The organism is Chryseobacterium carnipullorum, assembly GCF_900142785.1.
Lineage (GTDB): Bacteria > Bacteroidota > Bacteroidia > Flavobacteriales > Weeksellaceae > Chryseobacterium > Chryseobacterium carnipullorum.
In genome coordinates this window covers 133,206-157,057 of sequence record NZ_FRCD01000013.1, presented here as the reverse complement: position 1 = coordinate 157,057, position 23,852 = coordinate 133,206, and the positions used below count along the sequence as shown (strand labels likewise).

General features: G+C 37.3%; 18 protein-coding genes. 4 read left to right on the top strand and 14 right to left on the bottom strand.

Annotation, left to right across the window (positions count from 1 at the left end):
* Position 1: 1 nt before the first annotated feature.
* A complete protein-coding gene (locus BUC06_RS15410; protein ID WP_073334902.1) occupies positions 2-994 on the bottom strand; it encodes an MsnO8 family LLM class oxidoreductase in 993 nt (330 codons plus the stop codon).
* A 52-nt stretch (positions 995-1,046) separates the two neighbouring features.
* Complete coding sequence (locus BUC06_RS15405; RefSeq protein WP_073334901.1) at positions 1,047-2,183, bottom strand: tetratricopeptide repeat protein; 1,137 nt, start codon at positions 2,181-2,183, stop codon at positions 1,047-1,049.
* A 180-nt stretch (positions 2,184-2,363) separates the two neighbouring features.
* On the opposite strand from BUC06_RS15405, the gene BUC06_RS15400 reads away from it, so the two are divergent.
* Complete coding sequence (locus tag BUC06_RS15400) at positions 2,364-3,122, top strand: helix-turn-helix domain-containing protein (protein ID WP_073334900.1); 759 nt, start codon at positions 2,364-2,366, stop codon at positions 3,120-3,122.
* A gap of 25 nt (positions 3,123-3,147) precedes the next feature.
* The gene (locus BUC06_RS15395) at positions 3,148-4,308 is read left to right on the top strand and encodes an FAD-dependent oxidoreductase (RefSeq protein WP_073334899.1); all 1,161 of its coding nucleotides are present in this window, start codon (positions 3,148-3,150) and stop codon (positions 4,306-4,308) included.
* A 212-nt stretch (positions 4,309-4,520) separates the two neighbouring features.
* On the opposite strand, the gene BUC06_RS15390 is transcribed toward BUC06_RS15395, so the two are convergent.
* Together BUC06_RS15390 and BUC06_RS15385 are read right to left on the bottom strand one after the other, a co-directional pair.
* Positions 4,521-5,423: a helix-turn-helix domain-containing protein gene (locus BUC06_RS15390; protein ID WP_073334898.1), complete on the bottom strand. Its 903-nt coding sequence runs from the start codon at positions 5,421-5,423 to the stop codon at positions 4,521-4,523.
* Between the two features lie 17 nt (positions 5,424-5,440).
* Complete coding sequence (locus BUC06_RS15385) at positions 5,441-6,445, bottom strand: aldo/keto reductase (protein ID WP_073334932.1); 1,005 nt, start codon at positions 6,443-6,445, stop codon at positions 5,441-5,443.
* 271 nt (positions 6,446-6,716) lie between these two features.
* Between BUC06_RS15385 and BUC06_RS15380 the strand changes: the two genes are divergently transcribed.
* Positions 6,717-7,109 (top strand): VOC family protein, encoded by a 393-nt coding sequence (locus BUC06_RS15380; protein ID WP_073334931.1) that lies wholly within the window; start codon positions 6,717-6,719, stop codon positions 7,107-7,109.
* A 109-nt stretch (positions 7,110-7,218) separates the two neighbouring features.
* On the opposite strand, the gene BUC06_RS15375 is transcribed toward BUC06_RS15380, so the two are convergent.
* From BUC06_RS15375 to BUC06_RS23390, 3 genes are all read right to left on the bottom strand, one after another.
* Complete coding sequence (locus BUC06_RS15375) at positions 7,219-10,281, bottom strand: reprolysin-like metallopeptidase (RefSeq protein ID WP_073334897.1); 3,063 nt, start codon at positions 10,279-10,281, stop codon at positions 7,219-7,221.
* Positions 10,282-11,250: 969 nt separating this feature from the next.
* On the bottom strand, positions 11,251-12,678 hold the full coding sequence (locus BUC06_RS23395; RefSeq protein ID WP_083564098.1) for a tetratricopeptide repeat protein: 1,428 nt from the start codon (positions 12,676-12,678) through the stop codon (positions 11,251-11,253).
* An 87-nt stretch (positions 12,679-12,765) separates the two neighbouring features.
* Positions 12,766-14,217: a tetratricopeptide repeat protein gene (locus tag BUC06_RS23390; protein WP_139263375.1), complete on the bottom strand. Its 1,452-nt coding sequence runs from the start codon at positions 14,215-14,217 to the stop codon at positions 12,766-12,768.
* Between the two features lie 333 nt (positions 14,218-14,550).
* Between BUC06_RS23390 and BUC06_RS15355 the strand changes: the two genes are divergently transcribed.
* Positions 14,551-15,054, top strand: coding sequence for a GNAT family N-acetyltransferase (locus tag BUC06_RS15355; RefSeq protein WP_073334896.1), 504 nt, complete (start codon positions 14,551-14,553; stop codon positions 15,052-15,054).
* Between the two features lie 64 nt (positions 15,055-15,118).
* Here BUC06_RS15355 and BUC06_RS15350 read toward each other — a convergent pair whose 3' ends face one another.
* The 7 genes from BUC06_RS15350 to BUC06_RS15320 form a co-directional block, all read right to left on the bottom strand.
* Positions 15,119-18,229 carry a lantibiotic dehydratase gene (locus BUC06_RS15350; protein ID WP_073334895.1) on the bottom strand — a complete coding sequence of 1,037 codons (3,111 nt, stop codon included), beginning with the start codon at positions 18,227-18,229 and terminating at the stop codon, positions 15,119-15,121.
* The gene (locus BUC06_RS15345; RefSeq protein WP_073334894.1) at positions 18,219-19,424 is read right to left on the bottom strand and encodes a lanthionine synthetase C family protein; all 1,206 of its coding nucleotides are present in this window, start codon (positions 19,422-19,424) and stop codon (positions 18,219-18,221) included. The genes BUC06_RS15350 and BUC06_RS15345 overlap by 11 nt, the downstream gene beginning before the upstream one ends.
* Entirely contained in the window at positions 19,408-19,632 is a 225-nt protein-coding gene (locus BUC06_RS15340) for a hypothetical protein (RefSeq protein ID WP_073334893.1), read from the bottom strand. The genes BUC06_RS15345 and BUC06_RS15340 overlap by 17 nt, the downstream gene beginning before the upstream one ends.
* Positions 19,629-21,341 carry a S41 family peptidase gene (locus BUC06_RS15335; protein ID WP_073334892.1) on the bottom strand — a complete coding sequence of 571 codons (1,713 nt, stop codon included), beginning with the start codon at positions 21,339-21,341 and terminating at the stop codon, positions 19,629-19,631. The genes BUC06_RS15340 and BUC06_RS15335 overlap by 4 nt, the downstream gene beginning before the upstream one ends.
* A 99-nt stretch (positions 21,342-21,440) precedes the next feature.
* Positions 21,441-21,659 (bottom strand): hypothetical protein, encoded by a 219-nt coding sequence (locus BUC06_RS15330; RefSeq protein ID WP_073334891.1) that lies wholly within the window; start codon positions 21,657-21,659, stop codon positions 21,441-21,443.
* 318 nt (positions 21,660-21,977) lie between these two features.
* Positions 21,978-22,610, bottom strand: a complete 633-nt coding sequence (locus tag BUC06_RS15325) for a DJ-1/PfpI family protein (protein WP_073334890.1) — start codon at positions 22,608-22,610, stop codon at positions 21,978-21,980.
* Between the two features lie 101 nt (positions 22,611-22,711).
* On the bottom strand, positions 22,712-23,713 hold the full coding sequence (locus tag BUC06_RS15320) for a GlxA family transcriptional regulator (RefSeq protein WP_083564096.1): 1,002 nt from the start codon (positions 23,711-23,713) through the stop codon (positions 22,712-22,714).
* Between the last annotated feature and the right edge of the window lie 139 nt (positions 23,714-23,852).

The following is a 23,852-nucleotide window of genomic DNA, read 5'->3' as shown; positions in this document are numbered from 1 at the left end:
ATCAGTTCGCCAATATAATACTTTTATAGGTATCTATGCGGTCTGTTTCTTTAAACATATTACAGAGGATGATTAATTCATCCGTATGATACTCCTCAGCTTTTTCCTGAAGTCTCGCTGAAATATTCTCCGGAGTATCTGTAATGATATGTTCCAGGATCTTAAAGAATTCTTCTTCATCTTCACTTCCCAATATTCTCTGTTCAACTGTTTCCGGGGGAAGAAGTGCTTCCGGGGACTGAATATGTCTTGCCTGCAAAAACTGATAGGCCATTCCATACGCATTATATTGAGCTGATGAGAGATCTTCTGCTACAGATACCGCAACAGCCACCTGAAGCAAAGGAACCGGACTGTACTGGTTTCTGTCAAATTCGCTTAAATAAATTTCAGTACTTTCCGTTCCCAGATCATTTCTCATAAAATCAGCATACGAATAGCCTACGCCATGTTGAGCTGCTTCTCTGGCAGATTGAATTCCGGAACCTAGCCAAAGGATTTCAGGAAGGTGCGTGAGATTTTTAGGTTGGGCAATAAGACCGTCGTAGATTCCTTTTTCTTCTTTGATGTATCGGATGATCTCTTCCAATTTCGTTTCCTGGCTGGCTAAAATTACAGGTCTGTGATTATTCAGTGCGGATACGGCATCTTTTAATCCGCCGGGAGCTTTTCCTAAACCCAGAATAAAACGTCCGGGGTAAAGACTTTCCAGCATCTTAGTCCATTCTGCGATCTTGTAGGCTGAATAATTTTTCATCATGATCCCTCCGGTTCCTACTTTGATGCGCCGGGTTTTGCTTAAGACAACGGCAGACAGAATTTCAGGACTTGAACTTCCATAGGCTTCCACCCCATGATGTTCCGAATAAACCACCCTATGAAACCCTGCTTTATCGGCCAATACAGCAAGATCAATACTGTTATTCAATGCCTGCAAAGCACTTCCTCCTTCAATGGTCGGAGACTGATCCAGAATGCCTAATTTCAATTTCATACCGGGGGTTTTACCTTACTGTAAAACTAAAATAATTTATTGAGCTAATGAACTATATTTTTGATGTAAGCGCTTTAATTCTTTCTTTTGTATACGTAATCTGCTCTTTTTCTTTCTCCGGATCAGGTTTATTTTTCAAATACAGATGATAGTAAATGAGCGCATTTTTAGATTGCTTCAAATTAAGATCATAGAGAAGACCTAAACGGTAATAAACAGTACTGCTGGCAGTGAACGTAAGACCTCTTTTATATGCCTCCAAAGCTTCTGAAAACTGATTTTTCTGTTCGTAAATCCCTGCCAGCGCAGTATAATAAAGCGTGGTATGATCTGATATTCCTTCATCTATGGTCTTTTTCGCATATTCTGTGGCTTTATCATATTCTTTCAGTTCACGGTAGCTCAGAGCCATAAAATACAAAGTTCCCTCATTCTGAACACCAAGATCTTCCAATGTTTTGAAAATAGCAGCACATTTCTGATACTCTTTTAAATAAAAATACGCCTGTCCCATTTCATTCATCACATTCACATCTGTATTGATCATCATCAGCTTCTCTCCGGTTTCAATAACCTCTTTATATTTACCCAACTGATTCGCCAAAGGAAGCTGTGCCTGCCGGAGTGTAAAGTTGTCACGGTCTGCATCAATAGCCGTTTTGAGGATGTCATAAGCTTTCTGATATTGTTTCTGCTCGCGATAAGCCATCGAAAGATCGTAGGCGATATCTGGATCAGTATTGCGTAAAGAATTCGCTTTTTTAAGATATTTTAGTTTAATCTCAGGGATATCTCCCAAACCCGCCAATTGTTTATAAGCGCCGAAATTAAGACTATCAAGCTGAATAATTTCCAGAAGATAGTTTTTGGATCTCGCAGCATTTCCTCTCCTTGAATTGATATTGGCTAAGCTGAATAAAACAGGAATACTGCCCGGTTCCAAAGCATTAAGTTTCAGATAATATTGCTCTGCTTCCGGAAGTTTTCCAGACATCATATGGCAGTAAGCCATTTGCATTAATGCTTTTATATCTTTTGTATCTTGAGGATAAATACTCTGCAGATATTGCGCAGCCTCAGTATAACTCTGGGCTTCATAGTAGTCCAAAAGTTTTTCTTTATCAATAACCTGCCCTGCCAGATTCGTAATAGTGAGTAGAAGAAGACCTAGTGAAAGCCAAAATTTCATACTTGTGATTTATTACTAAATTATCAGTTATTTGCCTATTTTCCAAATTTTAAGACTTAATTATTCACATTATAAAGATTTAAATGAATTTTAATTAAAAATCATCATCTTGAGGAGTTCATATGATTTCATCACATTTTTTTGTAATTTTCTATTTTGAAATAAAAGAGGGACATTTTTATGGAACACGAATTCTACTGTCAGTTCATCAAGCCGGATCCGTCACTGGACCGCTTTGTAGAAAATATCGGGATGTTTCATAATCCTTCTGATGAAGCAAAAGAAGTTGTTGTGATGCCTGATGGCAGAGTCGATCTGTTTTTCATGCAAAATGGAAAAGATGAACCTTTCGCTACTTTTCTCATCGGATTGGAAACTGAGCCTGAGCAGAGAACCATTCCTTCCGGCACACTTGCTTTTGTCATCAGCTTCCGACCTTTAGCCGTTGAATATATTCTGCATACTTCTATTGCAGATCTTCTGAATACTGCACGGACTCTCCCTGATGATTTTTGGAATCTTTCTGTTAACGATCTCACCGATCTTGATTTATTTGCCCAAAAAATATCACGAAAAATAACAGAACTTTTGCCTGAAACAGTTGATGAAAGAAAACGAAAGCTTTTCAATCTCATCTACTCCTCAAACGGCGAGATGAGCGTGAAGGAACTCTCAGACAGCACATGCTGGAGCAGCAGACAGACCAACCGCTACTTCAATCAGCAGTTTGGACTCTCTCTAAAAGCTTATTGCACTATTCTCCGTTTCAGAGCATCCCTGGAGCATATCGCAGAGGGCCAATTATTTCCCGAGCTCAATTTTGCGGATCAGAATCATTTCATCAAAGAAATAAAAAAATTTTCCGGTGTACCTCCGAAAGAATTATCCCAAAATAAAAATGACCGATTTATACTATTATCTGTATTGAAACAAAAATAATTTTGCATCAGTAAATTAAATAACAATGGTAATAGATAATCAATCAATAGCGATAATAGGTGGTGGTCCGGGAGGACTGACGCTTGCAAGACTTTTACAAATTCATCAGGCAGATGTAAAAGTATATGAAAGAGATCTTAATCCATATGCAAGAGTACAGGGTTCCCCTCTTGATATGCATGAAGGATCAGGTATGGATGCATTGCGCGCTGCAGATCTGCTGGATGAATTTAAAAAGAATTACCGTCCCGGTGCAGACAAGATGCTGATCGTAAATGAACAGGCAGTGATCGTATTCAGTGATCATGAAACAAAACCTGATGAAAATTTCGGGAATGAAGATTTCCGTCCTGAAATAGACCGTGGTCCGTTGAGAAATATGCTGCTGGACTCTTTAGAGCCTGAAACTGTAGTCTGGGACAGTCATTTTATTTCGATGGAGAAACAAAATAACGGCTGGTTACTTCATTTTAAAAACGGATCTTCAGCGTATGCTGATCTTGTGATTGCCGCGGATGGAGCCCACTCAAAGATCCGTCCTTATCTTACCGATCTGAGACCGATTTATTCGGGAATTTTAATGCTTGAGGGGAATGTTTCCAACGCCGAAACAGCAGCTCCCCATATCAAAGAACTGATCAAAGACGGTAAAATAATGGCCTTTGGAAATGACAAAAACCTTCTTCTTGGCCAGAAAGGGAGTGGTGATCTTGGATTTTATGCCAGTTTCAGGACCGATGAAAACTGGGCAGCAAAGAGTGGTCTGGATTTTTCTGACGGAAAACAGGTCCTGGAATGGTTTAAAAAGGAATATTGCGGATGGAGTACGATCTGGTATGAACTGTTTGAAAATGCTTCTGTTCCCTTTATTCCCCGTCCCATTTATTATATGCCTTTGGATCAGGGATGGGAAACTCAGTCTCATCTGACTTTGCTTGGTGATGCTGCTCATGTAATGCCGCCGTTTGCGGGAGAAGGTGCCAATATGGCGATGCTTGATGCTCTGGAACTCAGCCGATGTCTGACTTCTGATGAGTTCAGTACCCTTTACGAAGCTATTTCCCATTATGAAACTCAGATGCGCCAAAGAGCCGCCAAAGCCATTAAAGAGTCTTTGGAAAACGGGGACAAGATGCATTCTGAAACAGCTTTAGCCACCATGCTTGAATTTTTCAGCAGCCATTAAGTTTCACTGAATAAGTGTCGGTGGAATTTATTTTCTTTACGATCAGTTTTTTTTCTTCTTTTGAACAGCTACAGATCAGAATAAGAAGTAAGGCAAACCCTGTAAATTGGAGTAAGCGCAAGTTATTTTGTTTCATAAATAATCAGGTTAATCCATGCAGGAGAAACTCAAATGTAAGCATTTCAGAAAATTCGGACAAAATATTTCTGGAATCAGCTCAATCGAAATCCCGCCCTGAATTCTAAGGGAGCCATTCTGGTTTTCTTTTTAAATAAAGTACTGAAAGACTGGGCATGCTCGAATCCTAAACTGTAGGCAATTTCACCGACTGACAATTCGGTAGCGGAAAGTTTTTCTTTAGCCTTGGTGATCAGTTTTTCATGAATATGCTGCTGGGTATTCATTCCTGTGTGGAACCGTAAAAGATCGCTTAAATAATTAGGCGAAAGGTGCATCGCTTCTGCAATAAGGTGAACGGTTAAGATTCCTTTTTCTGCGGACTGCTCCTGGTCATAATAATCATTTACAAATTTTTCAAATCTGGCCAGCAATTGTTGATTATTGCTTTTTCGGGTAATAAACTGCCGCTCATAGAAACGATTGGAATAATTAAGCAAAAGATCAATCTGCGACAGAATAATTTCCTGGGTATGTTTGTCAATATGCTGGCATTCCTTATCTATTTTATGAAATATTTCAATAAGGTTCGTTTCTTCATCTTCAGATAAATGCAAAGCTTCATTCACCGCATACGAAAAGAATCCATAACCGGAAATAATATGAGCTAAAGGATGTTTTAATATAAAATCCTCATGAAAGATCAACAGATATCCTTCCCCGCATTCCATCGTATGAAGGTCGAGATACTGCACCTGGTTGGGTGCAGTAAAACTCAGAACTCCTTTATCATAATCATAATGCTGCTGACCATATCTTACTTTGCCTTTTGCCTCTCTTTTTAGTGCGACACAGTAAAATCTGTTCACAAAACCTTTCCAGACCTCATCCTCCAGAAATACACTTTCGGATAAATTGATGACGCTTACGAGCGGATGTTTGGGCTCAGGCAATGACAGCAAACGGTGAAAAGCGGAAACAGACTGGATGGTATTCATAGCTTACAATTAAAAAATTAATCTAAGAGTCCCATACTGAACTCATCGTACGGAGCGCCCGTATCAGTTCCTAAAGGTACAATACTTTCCAGTTTTAAAAGGTCAGCTTCCTGTAAATGAATTTTGGTGGCATCAATATTCTGTTCTACATATTTTCTGCGTTTGGTTCCGGGAATCGGAACGATCCCTTTACTGATAATCCAGGCCAGCGCCAGTTGTGAAGATGTTACGCTCTTTTCTGCAGCCATGCTTTCGATAGCTTTCACCAGCTCAATATTTTTATTAAAATAGGCTTCCTGAAAACGGGGAATCGCTCTTCGGAAATCATTCTCCGGAAGATCATTGATGGAACGGATCTGTCCTGATAAAAAGCCTCTTCCCAGCGGTGAATAGGCCACAAAACCAATTCCAAGTTCTTTCAATGTTGCCAGAACTCCTTTTTGTTCTGCTGTTCTTTCAAATAAAGAATATTCGCTCTGGACAGCCGTTAGGGGATGTATAGTATGTGCTTTTCTCACTGTTTCTGAAGATACTTCTGATAAACCGATATACCTTACTTTTCCTTCTTTGACAAGATCACTCATCGCACCCACGGTTTCTTCTACCGGAGTATTTTTATCGAGACGATGCATGTAGTAGAGATCGATATAGTCGGTTTTTAAATTTTTAAGAGATCTTTCTACTGCTTTTTTCACATAGTCTTTAGTTCCGTTGATCGCCCAGGTCACCTGATCATGATCATCTATTTCCCATCCGAATTTTGTTGCAATGATATATTGATCCCGACTATTCCCCATAGCTTTGGCGATCAGCTGCTCATTTTTAAAAGGTCCGTAAAGATCGGCAGTATCGAGAAAGTTACCTCCCAGTTCCAGGGAACGGTGAATCGTAGCAATGGCTTCTTTTTCGTCTGCTTCGCCATACATATGGGCATCTTCAAAACCTGTCATCCCCATGCATCCTAAACCTATATTGGGGATGGTAAGGCCCTGGCTTCCTAATTTTATCTGATTCAAATTCATATCGTTGATTTTTATAAGTACAAAATTCAGAAGAAATGACGAAGCCAATGTATGCAGAATGATGAATATTGTATGCAAATCACGGAATTATTTATTTCGCAGAACACAACCCCCATATTCTATTAAAAAATAACATGATTGCCAAGAGAAAGCTGATCATTTAAAATGAAAGGGATATTCTAATGAAAAGTTTTACATATATTTGAAATCAGACGGAAGCCTAGATCAACTTCCGGATAACCCCCTGTATTCTAAAGATAAAAAAATAGACATGAAAAAAGTAACAGGAATTGGAGGGATCCTTTTCAAATCAAAAGATCCCGGTGCCATCAATGAATGGTACAAAACCCACCTTGGCCTTGAAACGAGCCCCTACGGAACCAGCTTCGAATGGCGCGAAAGTGAAGACACCACTAAAAAAGGACTGACGCAGTGGGCTCCTTTTGCTGAAAATACAACCTATTTTGAACCTTCTGCCAAAGATTTTATGATCAATTACAGAGTGGAAAACCTGGAGGCTCTGGCAGAGGAATTAAAAAAGGAAAACGTTACCATTCTGGACGAAATTGAAACCTATGATTATGGAAAGTTTCTTCATATTCTGGATCTTGAGGGCAACAAGATTCAGCTGTGGGAGCCGATTGATCAGGAAATTAAAAAATAGAAAGAGCCCGGATATTCCGGGCTCTTTCCTCACACAAACGGTACCATGAAATAGGGTCTTCATTTCAGGGCAGATGAATTATCTGCCTCAGAATATAAAGCATCTCATTTTATTTTTTGATAAGTTTAGTATTGTACGTGTTTTTGTCATCTTTAAGCGTGATCACATACATTCCTTTGATTAATGATGCCACATTGATTCTGTTGTTAGCAACAGTCTCACCTTGCTGAACCAGTCTTCCGTCTGCACTGAAAATGCTGTAATCAGCTTGTCCTTTAAGATTCTTCACTTCTACAAAAGTATCTGCAGGGTTTGGATAGATGGAAATTTCAGTTGTTTTCGGGCCGTTTACATCATTTACTGCTAATCCGCTAGTGATTTTTACAGAGAAATCTTTAAATGAACCTTGTGAGATCACTCCTCCTCCGGTTACTCCCACCGATGGGCTGCCACATGGCCCTGTAGCTTTGTTAAAGAAAGTGTTTGCCACTCTCATTCTTAACAGTTTATCTCCGGAATACGCTGTCGCAGGAACGGTAAATGTTAGTGATCCCTGATATTGACCATTATCCGGCGGAACGGTAGTTACAGAACCAACTTTCTCTGAAGCTTCAAATACCCCATTCCTGTTATAATCTATCCACACTTCCATATTGTCATTATAACCTTCAGTGTTACCTACATTGAAATAAGACAATGTGTATTGTGTTCCTTTGGTTAAATTGATCAACTTGCCTGTATCTTCACTAAAATCCTGATAAGTACTGAAAATCGTTTTAAAGGTCAGTTGTGAATACGCTAAATTGGATATGTTCATTTGAGCCATCCCACTGTTATAGCTAAAGCTGGCAAAACTATTTCCACCAGTTGTCATTAAGCAGTAATCAACCCCTGTTGTAAGTCCCTTAGTCTTGAAGGTATAGTTATTTGAGAATGCTCCCGGAACCGTGTTTACTACTGCAGCAACCTGTACTTCATAGTTTGTTTCATCTTCAAGAGTGCTCAGCACCACGGAGTTGGTAGGACTGGTTGCATTTGACCAGTTTGTTGTGCCTACTTTTCTGTAGTTAATTGAATACGTTGCCCCTGGAACACTATTCCAGGATACTCTGGCTGTAGTTTTAAAAATTTCTGTTTTTATTGCTGCAAGTCCTGTAGGAGCTGCAGTCGTAGACGTAGGTGCTGCACCTACCGTCACTTGTGGAGATACTGCATAGAATACGTTTCCGATGGCAGAAATCCTTAATTTCACAGCACCCGTTAAAGAAGCCGGCATTTGTGCTGTATAGCTTCCTGTATTGGGTGTAGAGGCTACCAATTCTGTCCACGTGGCTCCGTTGACAAGATCTGTAGTATATTCAATTTTTACATTAGGCGCATTATACGGTGCTGTATTGGTATTGGCAACATCCCATGAGATTGTATTGGATGCGTTATTATATAGCACTGAAGAGGCTGTAAGTCCTGAAAATTTGAAAGGTCCGTCATTTCCAACGGTAACCGTAGTTTCAGAAGAAGAAAGCATAGGTCTAACGGCATTCTCATCTCTTACCGTCACTGCATAATGTAAAGTTCTAGGAACATGAGATACGGTTTCCCAATTTGGCGTTGTAGCAGCTCCCGGAACTGTTTTATTAGTCAGAATTCCGTTCATGACTAAAGGTAAGCTTGGGAAATACCTCCTTCCGCTGGCTGTTCCGAAATAAGATCTTGTTAACGCTCCCTGTGCGCTATATCCCCATCCGCTGTCTCCGGAAATGGAATTGTAAGAGTCAACACTGTCATACTGCTCCCATGTATATTTAACAGGATCGGTATCTGTTGCGCTAGCATCAAGATAATACGCAGTCCCTTTAGGAATACTATAAGCCGTAAGCGGTGAAATTACAGGAGCCGTATTCGTTGTGATGTCCTGTGATGTTCCGCAAGCTAACTTATTATCCAGGCTGTTTAACACCTGATTAATGGAAGAATAATGTAAATAGGCATCTGTAACATTTTGTACATTATCCCCTGTTATTCCGGCATATCCCATAATAGTTGTACCTCCGCCGGGCTCTACATTGACACCTGATCCTTCTGAAACATGAGAGAATGTATGATTAGCCCCTAACTGGTGTCCCATTTCATGAGCTGCATAATCTATATCAAATGCATCTCCTGTAGGGTTTGCACTCTGAGTGAATGCAGATCCTTTTGCTAAAGTCGTTGCTGTTGCAGGATCTACACAAGTAGAACCTATAGAACCTGCATTACCATTTCCTCCTGCAGCATTAAAGACATGCCCCATATCATAATTGGCGTTACCAACAATATTAGTTAATGTTTGTTGCAACTGTAAGTTTAACGAAGGATCTCCATCTACTGCTGGTGGAGTATAAAAATCCGTTGCCGGATCGGTGTAAATAATATTGGGAAGGTCCTGAACGATCAGTTTAATTCCAAAATCCTTTTCAAAAATTCCATTGACACGACTCATGGTAGCATTCATCTGTGCTACCGTATTAACAGTTCCTCCGGCAGGATCAAATTTTTTAGTGTACTCTCCTGTCACCGCTAGCGCCAATCTGTAGGTTCTGTACTTTGTACTTGCAGGTCTGTTTGTAATGCCTACATTAGAAAGGTTTTTTTTGCCATTGGCTTCCAACCCCTTGATATCTTTAAAGTTCTTTTCTTCCGATGTGCATTCAAAACCATGATCTCCTTCATTTCTCTTGGTCTTATAAAAGACACCATAGGTCTGCTTATCGGCTGTTATCGGCTCGATAAACTGAAAAACGCCGTCTTTAATTACCATCGACTGTATTTCTTTTGGAGAAGTACTGAATCTTAAGTATTTAGATGGATCATCAATTCCAACACCTACATAAGAGCCTAATTGATATCTGTCTGCCATAGACTTCTCCATAACAGGATCGCTGTATACTGCAAATTTTTCAATCTTGCCTTCTGCTGTAGGTAACGAAATAATGACAGGTTTTGCTCCTTTTCCTGTTTCCACTGCATCTTTCAAAAGATGGGTAAGGGTCGCAAGATCTACTCTGTACGCTTGCTTTACTTCTACTTCTTTTCTGGTTTCGGATGCTTTTTGCCCTACAGGTTCCCACCTTTGACCATAAGCAGCTGTAAATCCGGCAGCCAAAACACTCACTAATAGAATTCTTTTTTTCATAAAACTGATTAATAAATAGTTAATTTAATTTAACTGAATCCTCACTAATTATCGATTATCAATAAATTGATATAAACTAGTATCAAAATCATGGTGCTTCATTGATTTATCTGAAATAAATTCATGAATTAATGAAAATTCATTTAGGGAAATAAAAATATCACTATCGTCTTAATACAGGTATAAAATCAGGTACTACTCAGATACTTCTTAAATACAATGTATTGATTTACAATTAATTAAATTTTAAAATCATTTTTCATCTATTTAACATAATTTGAAACTGATCAGAAGCTACGCTGATTATAATGATGAAATCAACTCAATAAGTGATACCCTTATTAAACCTAAATTTTTGAATAACGGTCAGCATTCAGCTTAAAAAAACCAGATAACCCGAACGTCATAGAATAAAAAAGCTGCCTGACAAAGCCGGGCAGCTATTCCTAATTTTTACTAACGAGAACAATTGAAAAATTATCCTTCTCAAATTTCTTATATAAAATATTGAGAACCAAAAATCTGCCTTCTACTTATGTACGACTCCAAAATACCATCTTGTACGTGTTTACAAAATAAAAAGAATAATTTTTCTCATCAGTTATTAGTCTCATCATCATATCTGACTGCAAAACATAACATGAATAGCTTATTAAAACTCTAAAAATCAAACACATAGACACTAAAAAATTAAAATTCACAGATGTCAAAAATTAAGTAGAAATCGATAATTAATGAAAAAAAAATCGCGATGTAGTACCTGTGTAGTAGAATGTTTTTTCTCATTTTCTAATAAAAAGCGCAAATTTGAAACTATAAACAATAAGTGGTGAAATTGGGTTTTCAGTTATGATGGAAAAAAAAATTTCGAGGGCTGTCTGATATGATCAGGCAGTTTTTTTGTTTACAATAGTCTTGTCTATACTTAAATTGAATTTCCGGAAGAAGGATCGGAATATCTTCAACGAATCAGATCAGGCTGTCAAAAAACTGATAGGTATCTGTCTCCGTTGGAATATTCAGTTTTTTCCTAAGTCTGTATTTTTTTTGCTGGATGGATCTGGGCTGTACACAAGTGTAGTTGGCTATTTCCTTGGAAGTGAAATGAAGTTTCAGCAGGGCACAAAACACAAGGTCGGAATTTTCAAGATCGGGATTGATACCCAGTACTTTTTCAATAAAGCCGGGATAAGCTTTCTTAAAAGTATCTAAAAATGTGGGATCATTTTTTCTTGCGAGCTCAATTACATCTTGCTGACTGGTATTGTATATTTTATTTTCCAGTTCTTTCGTTTCATCTTTAAGCTGTTTTTTTCTGCTCCTCAGCTGTTTTATGATTTTCCGGGCATAGATTCCAATCAGGGCGAAAACCAATGCAGAAACAACGATAATTATCATGATAGTATACCTGTGATTTTTAGTATCTGTTTCCGTTTCCACAATAAAACTATCCATGTCATCATTAATCGCTTCCAGCAACGCAGTATCGGACCTGCTCCTCTCGTGGGTATAGGCCTGTAAATACTTAAGGGCTTTTTCTTTATCTCCTTTACTTTCATACAGCGATTTAAGATCTGTATAAATATATTGGGTATATTGGGCAAAGACAAACTTTGTTTTATTATTGATTTCCAACGCCTTCAACAGCGACTCCTCTGCTTTATCGTATTGTTTGGTGATTAAATAATATTCTCCCAGAACCGTATTGGCATTAAGAGCCACCCCATCTGTTCTCCCCTGTCTGTTGCACGATTCTGCAATTTTGGATAGGTAGATCCGGGCTGAGTCCATATTTTTGAATCCATATAAATAAAGATCTCCGATAGCACATTCTGTCCTTCCTGATTGATCTAATTTTCCTCCTTTACGAAAATATTCCAGCGCTTGATTGTACTGCTTTTTACGGTAAAAATAATCCCCCCGTTTATAGTAAATCTTAAAGAGAACATCATTCCGGAAAGAAGATTCCTTAGTATTCTCTATATAATTCATTGCTAATGTATTGTACTCAAAAGACTTGTCCAGCCGTTTAAGATAGACCTGAAAATTACCGTAATCATTATTGAATTTTGCTTTATGGATATTATTTTTTGAATCCTTCAGTATTTTATTGGCCTTATCAAAAAAAAACTCTGCTCTTTTATAGTTTTCCAGAGGCAGATTTACATTGGCCAAGTTCAGAAAGCACAATGCCTTTCCTTCATTATACCCTATTTTTTCTGCTTTTTCATAATACGTTTTGTTCAGTTTTACGAGAGAATCGTAATCGCCGGAAAGACGAAATTTTTCATTTTGCGTGAGTAAAGGAGAATCAAAATCATTTTCATACTTATTGTGGAAATCATAAGTACATGAAGTCAAAATAAAGAGTAAAATGAAAAGAAAACAGCGTATCATGTACGTTTTATATTATATTTAGTTATATTTTTAAATGTAAGTGAAAATTTCAAAGTCTGCTGTCAAATGTAAGGTTTATTCCTAAATTCATTCATTGGAGTTTTTTCCTACACGATCAAAGAAGTCATAGATATCCTGATCCCCTTCTATGTTCAATTTTTTTCTGATCCTGTACTTTTTCTGCTGAATGGATTTGTGCTGAACAAAGGTGTACTCTGCAATTTCTTTTGAGGTAAAATGAAGTTTCAATAAGGCACAGAAAGCCAGCTCAGAGTTCTCAAGATCCGGATTAATGGCCAGAAGATTTTTAATAAATTCAGGATTCAGTTCTTTAAACTTCATCAGAAATGAAGAATCATTTTTCTTTGCGAGTTCAATGACTTCCTGAAGTTTTTTTTCATAAACACGGCTTTTCAAGGTGTCAGTTTCTGTTTTCAGGCTTTTTTTCTTGTATTTTAAAAGCTGTATCTTTTTCCGGACATATAATCCGGATACAGAAAGGGTTACAAAAGAGAGTATTCCTATGATCCATAAGTCATTTTTCCTTTGGTCCGCTTCTTTTTTGGCTTCTGATATAAAACTGTCTGTTGTTTTATTGATAGCTGCAAATCTGGATTCATTCAGTCTGTTGTCTTCCTGCAGGTACCTGGATAAGTAGTAGTATGATTTTTCATCATCTTTTTTCATCTTATACAATTCTGATAAAGCTTTATAGACGTCTTTTATCTGGAAAGAATAGGTAAGTCGTGTTTTAACACTCATCTCCAATGCCTTTTTCAACATTTTTTCTGCCTCATCACTATGTCTGATTTCCTTATTGTAGTATCCTATTGTATAGTAGATCCATAGCTTTTCAATATCGGGTGTTTTCTGACGATTCATCATTTCTTCCGCACGCAAAGCATAGATTCCGGCTGAATCCAGCTTGTTGGTATACAGGTGATACTGGGCAATCATACAGGTAGAATAAGCTGATTTTTCTAAAACATTTCCTTTATGAAAATTCTTCAATGAATTTCCCAGCTGCCCTTTCCATGCAAAATAGGTTCCTCTGTTGATATAAATTCTTGGCAGTAGCTTTTTTTTAAGATTTGAATCCGGCGCTTTTTTTAAAGCATACAAGGCTGAATCACTATAAATGACCGCCTTATCATACTGTTTGAGGTGGGAATAATAGTGAGCATAACTGTCATAAAATTTGGCCCGGTGAAAGCTATTTTCTGAATGTTTAAGACTTTCTCCTGCTTTGTCTAAAAGGAGGTGCGCTCTTTCGTAGTTTCCTTCTGTAGAATTCACATTGGCAATATTAAGAAGACAAAGCCCTTTACCTTCTTCATATCCTGATTTTGCTGCTTTTTTAAAATATATTCCATTGAGTTTAACGAGTGCTTCAAAATTACCTGAAGAATTCATTTCATTATTCTGCTCTATCAAAGGCTGATCAAAATCTTCTGTTTGACTATAAGGAGAAGTCTGAGTGCATGAAACAATAATAACTAATATAACCATCCGTAGAATACGGACTATCAACTTTTTCATAATAGGATGGTACACATATATAATTTATCAGTTATTTCCCTCGGTACATATTGATCTTTAGGTGCTGCTTATCAGTTTTTTACTGAAAGAACCAATCAATATTGAATATATTAACGAAATAGTTGTTAGTTTGTTATAAATATACACAAATTTCACTACTAAATTGAATGAAATACACAAAAACAAGCGATTCATTAGAAACATCCTTGTTTACGATATTAATTGAAAAATACCGGAATTTATTTTTCATTAAAAAGAATGATTTTATTTAGAAAATATTTTCACAATTAAATCATATATAGCGAAAAATATTAATTTAAAATTTTATTTCCCATGAATATTGACTACCGTCTTCTCATGTCTCATGAAAGCAGAAAATATAGAATCATCAGGCTTGAAAGTCTGAAGAAATTTCCTGAATCATTTGGAGCAAATTACCAGGAAGCACTGAAAATCGAAAAATTCCGGCTGGAAAGTGATATCGAAGACCAGAATCATGACAGATTTGTCCTCGGAGCATTTGCCGATGAAGAACTGGTTGGAATCTGCGCTTTTGTGATGGATGAAAATGGGAAAGGCAATATCTACCAGATGTACATAAGAGAAAATTTTCAGGGGAAAAATATAGGTTTTAGAATCATTCAGGCCGTTATTGAAGAAGGTAAGAAAAGATTTAACGGTATCGATATTTTCCTTGAAGTAACGGATAAAAATGAAAAAGCATATCATCTGTACAGAAAAATCGGATTTAAAGAAGTAAATGGCCCTGTGGAACAAAAAGAAATGATTGGAAATATGCGACTTTCTCTTCATACGAATGATTATTCCAATCAATAAAAATCATTAAAAAACAAGACCTCCGAACCCTTGATCCGGAGGCCTTTTCAATTATTTTAATGATTTATAAAACAGGAATTTCCTTTTTTGCTGTTGCTTTGTTTAACCGGGTTTTATAGTATTTAAGCATAAAATTGTAGATGACCAGTTCTTGCTTTCTATGTTGGGAAACAAGAAGCCGATTAAAAAACATATGAATTAAACTTCCAACATAACTATCGCGGTTTTCTCTCCCTTTTTCACTCAAAAGATTATCAAGGGAGAATGAATTGAGGAAAGAATCAAATAGTCTGTAAATATTCGTTAATTCACTATTTTGCAACCCTATAGAGCTATGAATTGACTGTTCAAATGTTTTATATTTAGTCGCTATGACTTTTGTCAAAGCTTTATTGGAATTAAATTCCTGATTAAACTGAGTGCTTAATTGGGTAAAGAATTCAAGCTTTCCGTCCAGAGTATATGCAAATTTATCAAGCAACTTATCTGTAAAGACTGTACCTGCCAGCCATCTGTCTTCAAAACTTACTTCTTCAAGTTCTCTCAGCAGGAGCATGACCATTGTACTTTCTTTGCCGAAATAGATTTCGGTAAATTCAATACCTGCATAATCATATCTTTCCAGTTCTCTTTTGTAAGTCGTGATCTCAAATGCTTTAATGATCTCCAGCTCGATGTAGTTTTCCATCGCCTCTCTGATGTGAGCAAAAAGATCGTTGTATATTCCATAATTTTTGATAAAATACCTCAGCCTGATATGATTACCCTTCTCATTGTATCTTATAAAGAAAAAATTGCTGATGAGATTTTTCTCAAATAACTTTCCGTTCAATTCAAAAAGTTCGTTTCTAATCAACGAATCCATTTGTTGCTCACCAGTGTAAACATTCATATACAGACACTCGGAAAGTGGCGACAGTTTAGCCTTACTTTCAGAAAAGTCTTTAAATTGAAAATTCTGTTTTTCATCCTGAATGATAACAGGAATTATCAGCTCGGAGTAAAAAGGCTTACCGTTTTCATCAAGAACGTTGGATTTTGCTTTAACCAGATCTTCCACTAAGGTAATTTTTCCTTTTTTCGAGATCATAGAAATGAAAAGGCGGATAAAAATGTCAGAAGACAAATCAAAAAGAAGTTTATTATCGCCTTCCACCAGGTAAACATGGTCAGGAATTTTCCATTCTTCTTTGAATTTTCTAAACTCTGTTACCTGTTCTTCTTCTTTTGCGTTTAAAAATATCAGATCGGTTTGGTTCAGGTTCCAGGCAGCCTCTTTGACGATTACTTTTTCAATTTTAACACGGGGAGTAAATTTAGCAAAAGAATCTATAAAACCCCATGAAAAACTAATTGAGCAATCCCATTGAACCTGGATCAGGGAAAGAAACCGATAGATATGAGACAAGTTCTGCAGCTGGAAATTATGAGAATTACTGAGACGCGGAACGATAATCTTCCCTGTATTTTTATTTCTTAAAATGACCTCTTCACTTCTTATGGAAATTGTAATATCAGAGAGTTTTATCGTATTTTTGTTTGTATCGGAAGGGGCCGGAATATTGATGAGAATTTCGTCTTTCAGATAGTTTTCTCTTACGACCAGATTTCCATGTCTTAAACTTGGAAGGTCTACAATTTCGGCATATTCTACCGATTCATGGAGGTTGGCATATTCTATTTCTACAATCTTTTCCGCCAGCTTCTGCAACTTTTCAGAACCATGGGTAAATCTTCCCATATTATTAAGCGCACTGGAACCGAATGCCCCGTGAATCGCCGTTACTGTATGATCCTGCTGATCTTTAAAAAGCGTCATATTACAGTTGAGCGTCTGACTGAAAACCCTTGAATAGGAAGGTTTGAATTTTGAACACTCTTCTTTTGTCAGGACAATTTCATCTTTACCAAATTGCAGGGCATGCTGATATTTACTAAACAGATATTCATCTACTTCGGTAAATTTATAATCTCTGCCTCCTCCGGTCTGAAATAAGATTCCGTCCAGAAATGGTGTGGAAATACTGCTTACCCGGTCTGTAAAGATACCCAGCTCAGGATCGATCACGTGTAAAAGAGGCAGTTCAGATTCTCCGTATTTATCTTTAAATTCATCAATAAACTGGGTCAGTGAAGGATCTTTTTCTTTTCTTCTTGAATTGAGGTACGACAGGGATTGAAGCGTATTTCTGACGTTGTGAAAGACTTTGCTGTTGATCTCTGCTTCCCCATCTCTGAAACTGGTAACATCAATATTCTGCATCTCATTCAAAAGCAGGTTCTCGAGCTTTTCAGAAGAGCCGGCATCTGATTCTTTGATGACTGTTTTCAAATTATCCTGAAGCTTAATGACATCATTAATCATCTGATCAACAGTTGTTTCTTTTTCTTTTATTAAAATGATCTCCCCGTTGGTTTTAATCTTTTTTAATTTTTCAATGAAAGCCTCTACATAATTATTGGTAGCGGGTGACGGAAAAATATCCATCAGCATTACATTATTTTCAATCAGCTCATAAAGGTATTCTTCTACTTCTTCCCTTTCATAGCCCTCTTCCTGAAGTTTTGAAGAAAGATCTTCAAAATAAATCCCTTGTTCCGTTTCTGAAAATATGGATTCCAAAACATCGTTGGTAACAACGGATGACAGTCTGTAGTTCATAGAATGAGGCCTGATATACAGTTCATTATACCGTATATCATCAGCAATAGCATAAGCTGTTTGATTGGGATACAGAAAACTGTATTTCCAAAGGTTTTTACATCCGTTGATCTCTCTGCTTAATTCATAAATGTAGCTAAGGCTTATTCTCATGCGGATCTCGCTCTCCTCTATCTGCACAGAAAATTGATCACCTCCTTCTTTAAGATCACAGACACCATAGGTTGAAAATAGTCCGAAAGGGGTAGATCTGGAGCAGTAACGTACATAATATTTGAGGTAGCTAAAAAACATTTTTTCCGGAAGATCTCCGGTTTCTAATGCTTTGGTAATTTCTTCAAATAAATTTTTTGTAGCATACAAAACGGCCAGCCTGAAATGTCCTGTAAAGGTTTTTTCCACAAATTTCAGCCCGTCTGAAGAGATCTCTGTAATCTCACGGATAGGTTTAAGATCATCAATAGATCCTACGGGTGTTCTCAGGATTATTTTATCTATAAATTCAATGTTCATGGTCGAGTAAAAATAGTTTTTCTAGTGGGTTTTTATAGTTTTCATGGGTTATGGCATACAGCTGAAGTAACAGTCCTGTGCGTCCCTCCAAAATGGTATCTTGCTCTATCCAGCCTTCACTACCAAGCCAGGTTCTCATTCCTGTTTCCGGATGATTGCCGATGGCAAGGGTATCATGGGTCCAGAAATCTGTTGCTTTTTTAAAAGCTTCATTTCCGGTAACCCTGTACAGATAATGATACATCATGATAAGTCCTGAACTTCCATGGCATAAGAATACATCTACAACTCCGGTTTTTCCATATTCTCTTTCTGTGGTTTTTACCAATATTTTTTCGGCTTCGGAAATACTTTCCTGATTACCCAATGCCTTACCATAATGCAGCAGGGCAATTCCTACGCTCAGATCACCATAACACCAGGCCAGACGACTGCTGTCTGTGGCTATTCGTTCTCCATCTCGCACAGTAATGAAATTCGGGAAACTGGATCCGTCATAATCTCCCTGTACAGATCTTATGAAACGGTAGGATTTATCAAGCATTTCTTTAATGGTTTCCTTTTCAATTCCTGCTGTATATACATTGCTGAGCAAGCTTATAATACTGGGAATTCCATGCGCAAAACCAAATGAAAAACCTTCCACTTTACTGTAAAGTCCTTTTGAAATCCAGGCGATTTTGTCTTCGTCTACCGGTACCGACAAAGATTTAAGAAGATAAACCACCGTGATGATCCTTTCTTTTATCTGATGTTTAAAATCCTGATCTGTACTGAAAGAGTATAACTCAAGACAAAGAAACAGCACACCCATAAAGCCATGGAGGTAATCAAAATTTCTTTTCCCGGCATAGTACTCCAGAAGTTCATCTGCATATTCGGGAAATTCTTCAAACGATTCCTCTATCGGATCATCAAAGTACTTGTTTTTGGTGAGATAAAAGATCAGATAATAGATGCCTACAGAACCGGAGCATAAGGAAAAAACTTTGTCTTCCTGCAATCCGTTAAGAGATTTATCCAGATAATGTTCAAACTTTTTAAATGCATCATTATCATTAAACAGCTTGTGTTTCTCAAAATAATACAAAGCCAGTCCCGGATATCCGGTAAAGATCCCAAGGTCCACAATATCTTCTTTAATTTCCTTTTCACAGATTTTGATCAGTTGATTGATTTCATTTCGTCTTTCCATGCAGTATTTTTTTTCTGATCAGATAGGCAATATAATAGATCACCAGAAGAACAATAAAGAGTATTAACGTTCCGAATGCTACTTCCATAGTGGATTCAGAATTTCTGTATATTTCTATCAATGAAACGGTTTCATAGTCTAAGTACATCAATAAATTGATGGTGATGAAACTTATCAAAAAAAGGGTTATAATACGTTTGGTTTTCATAGTTTTTTATTGATATGATTAATAGCTGCTTTAAGCTGGATATCCTCACCTTTCAATAAAGAAACGGGAGTTTCCTGAACCAGAATATCAGGTTTGATTCCCGTTCTCTGGGTAGCAGCATAGTCCGGCAGAAGCACACCGATGCCACTCATACGAATTTTTGTTTTTCCTGGTAAGGTGATCACCATGACATTTCCATTAGTTCCTGCGGTATAATCGCCTAAAGTAACTGAGTTTTTTATTGATTTCATGGCCAGAAGCATGCTTTCGCCCTGGCTTTGGGTATATTCGTTGATCAAGAGAACCACGGGCCTTTTGTAAGCATCTTTCTTAGAAGACGGAATATGCATTTCGTTCTCTATGGTCCTCATCATTCCGGGATAATGAATATCTGCTCTGTATAAATTCATAGTTTGAAACGGCCTGTTATCAAAATATTTCAGGAAGTCCACCGCAATCTCATTGGGATAAGCGCGCAGATCAAATATGATCGCTTTGCTATTTCTGATTTTCTCAAAAGACACCCTGAAATTTCCAGAAAAAATATCATTGATCCTGATGTATCCGATATTCCGGTCTATGATTTCAGATACTGCTTTACCTGCATTAGACTTATATTCTTTTTCTTCAGCTCCCCTAGCCGTGTTGATATACGTTAATTGTTCGTGGATTTTAATGATCTTGTTCCTCCGGATTATCTGTAGTTCTGCTGTTTTCTTTTTAGAGAGCAATAATAACCTGTTAATATCCCGGCGTAAGACAATTTCATTGGAACCTGAGTTTTTTTCTTTTAAACTGTCCTGCATCACAACAATATTCTTTCCGTTAATGCTCAGTATTTCATCCCCTTTTTGCAGTGCACTTTTGATTGAGTTGACAATATAACCTTTAACAAATGTTCTTTCTTCCAATGTTTTTAAAACAACATTTCCCACATACTTTCCCTCATATTCGTCAGAATCTCCCATTTTAACGGCAACATGGCTATCTTTCAACCGGGCACCAAAAATCTGTACAGCTGAATAATACTCCTGTTCGTTCTCAGCATTGATGAATAGAGGCAACATTTCAAAAAAGACATCGTTCCAGGCACCGGAAATGGTCTGAAAGTAAGGATAATAATAACGAACGATATTCCAAAGTTTGCACAAAGCGAGAAAACGTTTTGCCGGCGTTGTCTTTGATTCATCATAAAACAGAGAATCATTTTCAAAGTTGAGTTCGCCATTTTCTTCTGCTGTAACAAGCTTTGATTCGGAATAATGGTAAGATTGTGTAATGAAATGTATTAATTTTTTCTTATCATTTTCATGGATGAAAGGAGAATTCTCAATCCAGTTTTTATCCGGGAAAAAACCAATATAATGCTTATCAGCAGTAGTTTTATTGGTAGAGGATAATGGAATGATTTGAGAAATCGTAGTATTAAAATCAGTGCCGCCCGCAATGATTTTATTATAATTCCTGATCAGAGATGAATCGATCGTTTGAAGAAGATCAGGGTCCGATGAATGGTATTTAATAGCCCCCCAGACCTTACATAATTCCAGAAGTTCTTTCTCTTTTCCTGTAGCAGAAGAATCACGTCCAACACCTTCAATAGTATTGTAGAACAGAATATTTCCCTCTTTTTGTTTCTTTTTTGTACTGAAAAAGAAAATCCCGATCAAAACCGAAACCAGAATTCCCAAAAAAATTTTGATTTTCATAAAATTAACAGCTAAGAATTCCCCTGCACTATGGCATATAAAAACACAGATGATCTGTTAATTAAAACAAATCATCTGCAGCAAATGGTTAGCTATTTTTTACCACTTAGTACTGTGGAAGAATCCACACCATGTACATGCCTTCTTGAAAGTTGTGGAACCTCCGTCGAAACACTTGTCATTAAATGTTGGAGTATCAAAATCTTTAGAAACCCCAACTTCAATTTCTGCTGCACCTCCTTTTACAGAGCTCTGCTCTACTTTTGTTAACTCATTGATAACTTTCTTATCAAATTTAAGTTTTGTTAATTTTTTCATGGTTGTTAATTATTTTAATTGCAAAACAAAAATAAAAAAATAATTTACATACAAAACAAAAAATCACTAAAAAGAGAAGAAAGAACTTGACATCATTCAAAGGCACGTTATCTTAACAGGTCATTTTATAGTTTGAACAATCTCCGCATTCACATCTATTAGGCCCCAGCAAAGGGAATAATAGCAAAAAAAGAAAATAGCAAATGAATAAAAATGATCTACTGCAATGAAAAATAAACCTGAGAAAAACTTTCAAATCTATCGAAAACAGAGATAATAATCGTCTTTTTATCAGTCTTTATTCCTTAATTGACTCTCCTATTTCCCCGAATTCGTATGCTGGTATTCAAAAATTTTCACGATAGCATCCACAGCTTTCTGCCCCAGATGCTTTCCAATAAGGTATAATGCAGCATCTATTCCTGCTGTAATTCCTGCTGTTGTTACCAATTGTCCCTGATCGACATAACGAACTCCCCTTTTAACAGAGCTTTCCGGATTGTACTTTTCCAGTGCATCCAGCAGCATCGTATGCGTGGTAATATCATGACCGGCAAGTATACCCGTTTTTGACAGCAACATACCTCCTGTACATATTGTAAAAACTACTGTTCCACTGTCATATTCGTCTTTTACCCATTTCAATACTGTATTCTGGAAATCATCATCCTGAAGATACTGCATTACATATTCCGGATTGGCTCCCGGAACAACAATCATATCAGGTCTCAGGCAATTTTTGATATCATACGTTGGAATAACCGTCATGGTATTAGCTTCTACCCTCACAGGATCTTTCGTTTTCCCGACGGTATAGCAATTATAAGTTCCCGGATATAAAACATTGGCTTTCACAAAAACATCCAGCGGACCATTCAGATCCAGCACTTCTACCTGATCATAGACTAAAAATGCGACATTTACTGTTTTTGTGTTTCGTACATCTTTCATAAGGTGATAATTAGAGTTAAAATTTATATTTAAAATAAAGGCAAAACTTCTCCATACCGATCATGCCTGATCAGCCATTGAATATTAAAAAGGTAAAATGATTATTCTGTACCTTTAAACGCCTTTCTGTATTGTGAAGGAGAAAGAGAAATATGTTTCATAAAAAGTCTCCGGAGCGATACTGCACTTCCGAAACCACATTGAGCAGCGATCATATCGATACTCATATCCGTATATTCAAGCATATTTTTCGCCTGATCCAGCCTCATCTTTTCGAGGAACCGACCGGGAGTGATGCCGGATTCTTTCAGAAATACCCTTGAAAAATTCCGTACACTCATGTTCATGGCTTCTGACATGTCTTCAATTGAAACGTTCTCTCCAAGTCTATGTTTAAGCAGATTTCGTACTTCCTTGATGAATCGGCTCATCATATCATAATCCGGCAATGCACTTCCAAATTGCGTCTGAATTCCCGGCCTTCGCAAATACAGAACGAGATGACGAGCCACTTCTGATGCCGTTGGCTGACCAAAATCTTCTTCCAACAATGCTAATGCGAGATCCATTCCAGAGGTTACACCACCTGAAGTATATATCTGCTGATCATGAATAAAAAATGGGTTGACATTCACCTCAAGCTCAGGATAAGATTTTTGTAAAATATCGGCAAATTTCCAGTGTGTTGTTACCTTTTTTCCATTAAGAAGCCCAGCCCCTGCCAGTACAAATGCACCCGTACAGACTGATCCCATACGCCTTACCTTCCCCATTATATTCCGGAGAAAAGTGTAAATATCTGTATTGATATTATCCAGGACAGTAAGATCGGTACCTCCCACCAAGAGGGTATCAACTGGAAAATCGATATCATAAATGGTATGACCGCACGTGATTGGCATCCCGGAACTTGAATACAATATTTTGTCTGCAGTACCGGAGACCAGATAGATTCTGTATTCAGAATCTATCTGGTCATTCATCATAAAACGGTTGGCTGATGTAAAGACATCACATGGACCTGCAATGTCCAGCAGCTGTACCTGCGGCAGTACCAAAAGCACTATATTTTTCGTTCCTTTCATTTTACCTGCTGTTTTCATAACCGATTCTGTAGATACAAATGTACCGATAAAACGATCCGTCTGCAATGACAAAAAAGATACCGGTTCGGCCAGAATTCGACTATTTTTTTGTCTGGGATTTAAAATAAAAAGGCTCCAAATTTTAATCTGAAGCCTT

Coding starts and splice junctions, on each gene's coding strand:
- BUC06_RS15410 (WP_073334902.1), bottom strand. CDS start 994: ATGAAATTGAAATTAGGCATTCTGGATCAGTCTCCGACCATTGAAGGA.
- BUC06_RS15405 (WP_073334901.1), bottom strand. CDS start 2,183: ATGAAATTTTGGCTTTCACTAGGTCTTCTTCTACTCACTATTACGAAT.
- BUC06_RS15400 (WP_073334900.1), top strand. CDS start 2,364: ATGGAACACGAATTCTACTGTCAGTTCATCAAGCCGGATCCGTCACTG.
- BUC06_RS15395 (WP_073334899.1), top strand. CDS start 3,148: ATGGTAATAGATAATCAATCAATAGCGATAATAGGTGGTGGTCCGGGA.
- BUC06_RS15390 (WP_073334898.1), bottom strand. CDS start 5,423: ATGAATACCATCCAGTCTGTTTCCGCTTTTCACCGTTTGCTGTCATTG.
- BUC06_RS15385 (WP_073334932.1), bottom strand. CDS start 6,445: ATGAATTTGAATCAGATAAAATTAGGAAGCCAGGGCCTTACCATCCCC.
- BUC06_RS15380 (WP_073334931.1), top strand. CDS start 6,717: ATGAAAAAAGTAACAGGAATTGGAGGGATCCTTTTCAAATCAAAAGAT.
- BUC06_RS15375 (WP_073334897.1), bottom strand. CDS start 10,281: ATGAAAAAAAGAATTCTATTAGTGAGTGTTTTGGCTGCCGGATTTACA.
- BUC06_RS23395 (WP_083564098.1), bottom strand. CDS start 12,678: ATGATACGCTGTTTTCTTTTCATTTTACTCTTTATTTTGACTTCATGT.
- BUC06_RS23390 (WP_139263375.1), bottom strand. CDS start 14,217: ATGAAAAAGTTGATAGTCCGTATTCTACGGATGGTTATATTAGTTATT.
- BUC06_RS15355 (WP_073334896.1), top strand. CDS start 14,551: ATGAATATTGACTACCGTCTTCTCATGTCTCATGAAAGCAGAAAATAT.
- BUC06_RS15350 (WP_073334895.1), bottom strand. CDS start 18,229: ATGAACATTGAATTTATAGATAAAATAATCCTGAGAACACCCGTAGGA.
- BUC06_RS15345 (WP_073334894.1), bottom strand. CDS start 19,424: ATGGAAAGACGAAATGAAATCAATCAACTGATCAAAATCTGTGAAAAG.
- BUC06_RS15340 (WP_073334893.1), bottom strand. CDS start 19,632: ATGAAAACCAAACGTATTATAACCCTTTTTTTGATAAGTTTCATCACC.
- BUC06_RS15335 (WP_073334892.1), bottom strand. CDS start 21,341: ATGAAAATCAAAATTTTTTTGGGAATTCTGGTTTCGGTTTTGATCGGG.
- BUC06_RS15330 (WP_073334891.1), bottom strand. CDS start 21,659: ATGAAAAAATTAACAAAACTTAAATTTGATAAGAAAGTTATCAATGAG.
- BUC06_RS15325 (WP_073334890.1), bottom strand. CDS start 22,610: ATGAAAGATGTACGAAACACAAAAACAGTAAATGTCGCATTTTTAGTC.
- BUC06_RS15320 (WP_083564096.1), bottom strand. CDS start 23,713: ATGAAAACAGCAGGTAAAATGAAAGGAACGAAAAATATAGTGCTTTTG.